Below are 6,419 nucleotides of genomic sequence, written 5' to 3'. Positions count from 1 at the left end.
ATAAGCTAACACTTCCCACTGTAAAGGCGTGTTCGGGACTTACACCCTAGAGTTATTGCCCATGCTGGGCACACAACAAAAAAGGAGAAACTATCGTCTCTCCCTTTGGGTATTTTATAAATAGAAAAACTTATTTTTTGATCGCAAATTTGAAATCTTTACCGATAAAGCGCGCGTTAACACCCAACTCTTCTTCGATACGCAACAATTGATTGTATTTTGCCATACGGTCAGAACGTGAAGCCGAACCTGTTTTGATTTGACCACAGTTTAGTGCTACAGCTAAGTCAGCGATTGTAGCATCTTCTGTTTCACCCGAACGGTGAGACATTACTGAAGTGTAACCAGAATTTTGTGCTAATGTAACCGCATTGATTGTCTCAGTCAAAGAACCGATTTGGTTTACTTTTACTAAGATTGAATTTGCTGTATCCGCGTCAATACCTTGTTGTAAACGTACAGTGTTAGTTACGAACAAATCATCACCTACTAATTGTACACGGTCACCGATTTTCTCAGTTAATGTTTTCCAACCAGCCCAATCGTCTTCAGCCATACCATCTTCGATAGAAATAATAGGGTATTTAACAGACAATTCTGCTAAATAAGCAGCTTGCTCTTCGCTCGAGCGAATAGCACCCTTATCACCTTCAAATTTAGTGTAATCGTATTTGCCGTCTTTGTAAAACTCAGAAGCTGCACAGTCTAATGCTAAGCAGATTTCTTCACCAGCTTTGTAACCAGCTTGTTCGATAGCTTTCAATACAGTTTCTACTGCATCTTCAGTACCGTCAAATGTAGGTGCAAAACCACCTTCATCACCAACTGCAGTAGATAAGTTACGGTCGTGTAAGATTTTTTTCAATGTATGAAATACTTCAGCTCCCCAACGCAACGCTTCAGAGAATGAAGGCGCACCAACAGGCATGATCATGAACTCTTGGAATGCGATAGGCGCATCAGAGTGAGAACCACCGTTGATGATATTCATCATTGGGATAGGCAATGTGTTTGCATTTATACCACCAATATAACGGTATAATGGTTGGTGAGACTCTTGCGCAGCAGCTTTAGCCACAGCCAAAGAAACGCCCAAAATAGCGTTAGCACCTAAGTTACCTTTATTTTCAGTACCATCAAGATCAAGCATGATCTTGTCAATAGCATTTTGTTCGAATACATCAACACCTACTAAAGCCTCAGCGATTTTAGTGTTTACATTTTCAACAGCTTTAAGAACGCCTTTTCCTAAATATTTAGACTTATCACCATCGCGTAATTCTACCGCTTCGTACGCACCTGTTGAAGCTCCAGAAGGAACCGCAGCACGACCTACAAAACCATTTTGCGTAGTTACATCAACTTCCACTGTTGGATTACCGCGCGAATCTAAAATTTGACGCGCTTTAACATCGATAATTAAACTCATTTTATTTTAATTGGGTTTATGACTTAACAATATAGAAACACTTAGTGTATTTCGGACACTAATATACTAATAATACTATTTAATCCAAAAATAAGTTAATTATAATAGATAATCATAAAAAAAATTCAGAAACTCATATTACAAATAACTTCTCAATTAAAATTCCTTAGTTTGAAATATAGATCCAGAAACCTTATTAATATATATACTTGTATTTTTTTTATAAGGTTGTAAAATTAGACTTCCTTCGTAGTATTTCATTCCACTCTCTCTTGTATCTATTCGTATATAGGAATGAATATCACTTAGGAACACACTGTTATATCGACTCTCTCCTTCTTTTAGTATCCAATCTGAAACCGTATAATCTTTCAACCATAATTTCTCTTTGGTCGGAGATTGCAATTCGATAGAAATAATATTAGCATTTACTGCATCAGCTAAAATTGGTTTATCATACATGTCTCCTGAAAGGTTTACAGTATTTATTATAATTGGTTTTCCCCTCATAAACGATGTTGGATCTTCATTTGAATTAAAAGGGTATGTTATGACATGGTATCCATTTGGAGAATAAGTAGACAATTCGGAATTATACACTAAATTTAAATAACCTAAATCTTTCCTTTCTAAAAATTGGATTTCCGGAAATTGTTCTGACTCGATTATATCTTCAATAATATAAAATTGGGTTTTATTAAATGAATCAATATCTCCATTAATTATCAGTGTTTTAAAGCCTTCATTCTGACCTGTTTCAGCATACTTCTTTTTAAAATGAAGAACAAAAGTTCCTAAAGCATTTTTGAATATTTCACCTTTATAAAAAGAATATGAATCATCAATATCAACAGGCATATCTAATGCCCCCTTTAATACTACACTCTTATTCTCTTCAAGCCCAAGAAACAATTCATTTCCATTAATCCCTAACACAGCTCTTATATTAGCGTCAGTAGAGGCTAAGGGATGAGCCTCCTCGTAGCTAACAATATCAAAAAAAATATTTCTATAATTATTCTTAACTTCATTAGTATATACTTCTTTCTCAAGAAACTGGTTGGTTTCTTTTTAACAACAATTAAGTGTTATTAGCAAAATAATAAAGTAGTAGATAGCGCTTTTCATAAATATTTAAGTTAAATAAAAGCAAATAAGGAATATTTCTTCAAAAAAACAACTTAAATCGGATAGGAGGAACGGGATTAATTCCCGTTCCGACCTTCCACAGCACCGCACGTACCGTTCGGTATACGGCTTCCCTAAGTTGTAACACAAACTCGCTTGTATTCTGCCAGTAAAGATGGGTATTCCAGTTGTTTAAGATAGTTTCATCTCATGTGTCTGCTACATTTACCTTGATGCTTCTGTACAGTATAGGACTTTAGTTTGTGTTGCAACCTCATCCAGCATCGTAGGCCTTATATGTAGTTTCTGTCCGTCAGACCGAGAATTTGCCTGAGGCTTCCTTCAGATTCCACCTCACGGTGGACACCCTTGCCTTCGGCTAACACTTCCAACTGTAATGGCGTGTTCGGGACTTGCACCCTAGAGTTATCGCCCATGCAGGGCGCACCAAAGAAAAAGCCTTCAACCGGGGAGATTGAAGGCTTTCTAACTAACCAATTATTAACCTAAATTATGAATTACTAGTACATATTCAATCCTTGTGCCAAACTTTAAATTGTAGTTTCATCTTAACAATCTTTTAACAATTTATAATGTATCCGTTTATTAAATGTCTACTTTTGTAAAATGGAAATCACATCGATACTGAAAAAACTACAAATTGAGGAATTGAATAGCATGCAATTGGACGCGCTAGAAAAATTCAAAAATAACCAAGATTTTGTCTTATTATCTCCTACTGGATCAGGTAAAACTCTTGCTTTTAGTTTATTAGTATCCAAATTAATCCAGACCAATAAAACATTAAAGACCCAGACCTTAATTATTGTTCCTACGCGCGAATTAGCATTGCAGATTGAATCCTTTATCAAAAAAGTCATTACAGGCTATAAAATTCTTTGCGTATATGGTGGCCATGACACCAAAATAGAACGAAATGCGCTTAAAGATGCTCCTACAATATTAATTGGTACACCTGGACGTATAATTTACCATTTAGAGCGTAATTATATTTCAACTGCAGATGTCCACACCTTGGTATTGGATGAGTTTGACAAGTCTCTGGAGCTGGGATTTCAAGATCAATTAAAACAAATTATTGATGCGCATCCTAATATAAAACAGAAAATACTGACATCTGCGACAGATATAGATATTTTACCTGACTTTGTGACACTCGAAAATGCCATAAAGTTGGATAATCTAGATTCTCAAGAAAACAATCCAGCTCTTACATACAAAAAAGTAATTTCTCCAGTTCAATACAAATTAAGAGCACTATTCAATTTGTTATGTACTCTCAGCGAGCAGAAAATCCTTATCTTTTGTAATCACCGCGAAGCAGTAGATCATATTTCGGAATTGCTAGATGATAGAGATCTGATTCACGATGTATTTCATGGCGGTTTAGAACAACGCGATCGTGAGTTATCCATTCTAAAATTTAGAAATAACAGTAATCGCATATTGCTGACTACGGATTTGGCAGCACGTGGATTAGATATTCCCGAAATTGATGTGATTATTCATTACCAATTACCCAGCAAAGAAGATGCATTCATTCACCGCAATGGTCGTACAGCACGTATGCACGCCAAAGGGGAAGTAATCGTAATCCTTAAACCAGATGATGATTTCCCATATTTACCCCAGAATACGGAAGAAATGATACTGGAAGAAGGTTTAGACCTTCCGAATAATACACCATACTCGACGTTATACCTTTCAGCGGGCAAAAAAGACAAAGTCAACAAAATTGATATTGTTGGCTACATTTTAAAGTTGGATGGCGTAGAAAAAGATGATATTGGCGTCATTGAAGTAAAAGACAAAGAAGCCTATGTGGCTGTCAAAAGGCATGTTGCTACTAAAATTATTAAAGAAGGTAGTAACGGAAAAATCAAAGGCAATAAGATTAAATTTATCCGAACTTAAGAAAAATATTAAACTGTCATGTTGAGGTTTTCCGAAACAACAAAAAATACTTAAGATGTTTCACTAAAGTTCAGCATGACAAATAAATTATTATAGAAAAAGCTTACTTAGTTATAAATCTCAGCACCTCCGATGGCACTAAAGTATAGACAGATCCGCCATTTGCTAAAATATCTCTAACTATAGTCGAAGAAATATGCGACAGTCCCGTACGAGCTAAAAGGAAGTACGATTCAATTTCAGGAGCAAGAATAAGGTTATTTTGCGCAATAGCATTTTCAAAATCTAAATCGGTAGAATTACGCAGTCCGCGTAAAATAAATTGTGCCTCTACCTTTTTGCAATAATTAACCGTTAATCCATTGAATGTATCGACGATAACTTTGGATTCATCTTTATACAATTCTAAAATAGCAGCTTTTCGCGTTTCGAAATCCATCAATCCTTTTTTGGAAGAATTCACTCCTATAGCAATATAAATTTTGTCAAAAAGACTTAAAGCTCGATCGACTAAATCTTTGTGTGCATTAGTAAATGGATCAAAAGAGCCTGGAAAAACTGCAATTTTCATATCTAATTATTATTATAAAAACTGAAAGAAGAATATCCATACTTCCTGGTTTCTACGAATAATGGATGCTCTACCAACTTACGCATGGATGGATGCTCTACTACTAATATACCACCTTCTTTCAACAATCCATTATCTAAAATCATCTGTGGCAACTGCGGCAATTGCCCAACATCATACGGAGGATCGGCAAATATGAAATCGTATTTTTTCTTACAAGAAGCCACAAATTTAAAGACATCCGCTTTACGTGTAGTAATATTCAAATCATACTGTTTTGCTATATCTTTTACATAAAATAAACATTTGCTATGAATATCAATTGCATCAACTTCAGTGGCTCCACGAGAAGCTAATTCGAAAGAAATGTTTCCAGTTCCGCAAAAAAGATCTAAACAGCTACAGTCATCCCAGTCGATCTGATGTTCTAAAATATTAAATAAAGCCTCTTTTGCTATATCTGTGGTGGGACGAACGGGTAAATTTGAAGGAGGATTTAAACGTAAGCCACCTATCTTTCCTCCTATTACACGCATATTGCTAAATCCGCTAAAGTATTCAATTCTTTAATTGCAAAGCCCACCTTTTTATTGACAATTTTCCAATTTTGGGTGGCTTTCATTTCAACCATTTCCTTAGTGTAAGCTTTTATTCTTTCACCCCACTCCGAATCTTTTGAAGCACCGCTCAACATTATCTTTTGAAGCTTGCCTTCAATCGCAAAATTCTTCATTACGGCCAATACATAATAGGCTAAGTCATCAGCCGTCTGTATCTCAAATGTATTGTAAATTCTTATTTCGCCATTTATAAAAATGAAAATATCTGCTTGATTGCCGTATATATGTATTGTCAACAATTCTAAAGCATAATCAATATTTCTAAAGGCCTGATTGAGTACTGCTGAAAAACTTGGAACTATCACCGCTCCTGGAAATATATTTATCCATCTATTTCTTAAAGTTGATTCAATTTGATATAATGCTGTGATTCCTTGATTTTCAATATCGTAATATTCGATATGATCACCTTTTGTATCAAGAAAATACTCTTTATAAAGATTAAGTTCACTCGGATCAAATACTTCTGAAGGTACCCATATTAAACTCTGATGCGGCAAGCTCACATACACCTTTTCAAAAGGCATACCTAGCATTTTAGTAGCTTCTAATGAAGGTTTTTCATTATCGTAAGATATATAAACCAATACATCATTTTCAACACCTACAACAACCAGATGATCTTTGTACAAATCACTTTGTATATACAATGTATAAGATGGAATATAATGTAGATGAAAATCTCCAGAAATGTAATTCATGTAAAATATGCTTAACAAACAGACTAAAACAGTGT

The 6,419-nt window shown here is 35.0% G+C and carries 6 protein-coding genes; 1 reads left to right on the top strand and 5 read right to left on the bottom strand.

Annotated elements, in window-relative coordinates:
- Nucleotides 1-130: 130 nt before the first annotated feature.
- Both eno and GOQ16_RS15645 read right to left on the bottom strand, forming a co-directional pair.
- Nucleotides 131-1,429 carry a phosphopyruvate hydratase gene (eno, locus tag GOQ16_RS15650; RefSeq protein WP_160070149.1) on the bottom strand — a complete coding sequence of 433 codons (1,299 nt, stop codon included), beginning with the start codon at nt 1,427-1,429 and terminating at the stop codon, nt 131-133.
- A gap of 156 nt (nt 1,430-1,585) precedes the next feature.
- Nucleotides 1,586-2,365, bottom strand: a complete 780-nt coding sequence (locus GOQ16_RS15645) for a hypothetical protein (protein WP_160070148.1) — start codon at nt 2,363-2,365, stop codon at nt 1,586-1,588.
- A gap of 819 nt (nt 2,366-3,184) precedes the next feature.
- On the opposite strand from GOQ16_RS15645, the gene GOQ16_RS15640 reads away from it, so the two are divergent.
- Entirely contained in the window at nt 3,185-4,492 is a 1,308-nt protein-coding gene (locus GOQ16_RS15640) for a DEAD/DEAH box helicase (protein ID WP_160070147.1), read from the top strand.
- A 103-nt stretch (nt 4,493-4,595) separates the two neighbouring features.
- Here the strand turns inward: GOQ16_RS15640 and coaD are convergent, their stop codons facing one another.
- The 3 genes from coaD to GOQ16_RS15625 are packed head-to-tail and all read right to left on the bottom strand — an operon-like array spanning nt 4,596 to nt 6,384.
- Entirely contained in the window at nt 4,596-5,063 is a 468-nt protein-coding gene (gene coaD / locus GOQ16_RS15635) for a pantetheine-phosphate adenylyltransferase (protein WP_160070146.1), read from the bottom strand.
- A gap of 2 nt (nt 5,064-5,065) precedes the next feature.
- Nucleotides 5,066-5,599: an RsmD family RNA methyltransferase gene (locus GOQ16_RS15630; RefSeq protein WP_160070145.1), complete on the bottom strand. Its 534-nt coding sequence runs from the start codon at nt 5,597-5,599 to the stop codon at nt 5,066-5,068.
- Nucleotides 5,590-6,384, bottom strand: a complete 795-nt coding sequence (locus GOQ16_RS15625; RefSeq protein WP_160070144.1) for a DUF3822 family protein — start codon at nt 6,382-6,384, stop codon at nt 5,590-5,592. The genes GOQ16_RS15630 and GOQ16_RS15625 overlap by 10 nt, the downstream gene beginning before the upstream one ends.
- Nucleotides 6,385-6,419: the final 35 nt, after the last annotated feature.

Origin of the sequence: Sphingobacterium bovisgrunnientis (assembly GCF_009829085.1) — a bacterium.
GTDB lineage: Bacteria > Bacteroidota > Bacteroidia > Sphingobacteriales > Sphingobacteriaceae > Sphingobacterium > Sphingobacterium bovisgrunnientis.
Note: the sequence above shows the minus strand (reverse complement) of the source record. Positions and strands in the feature narration are given on the sequence as shown.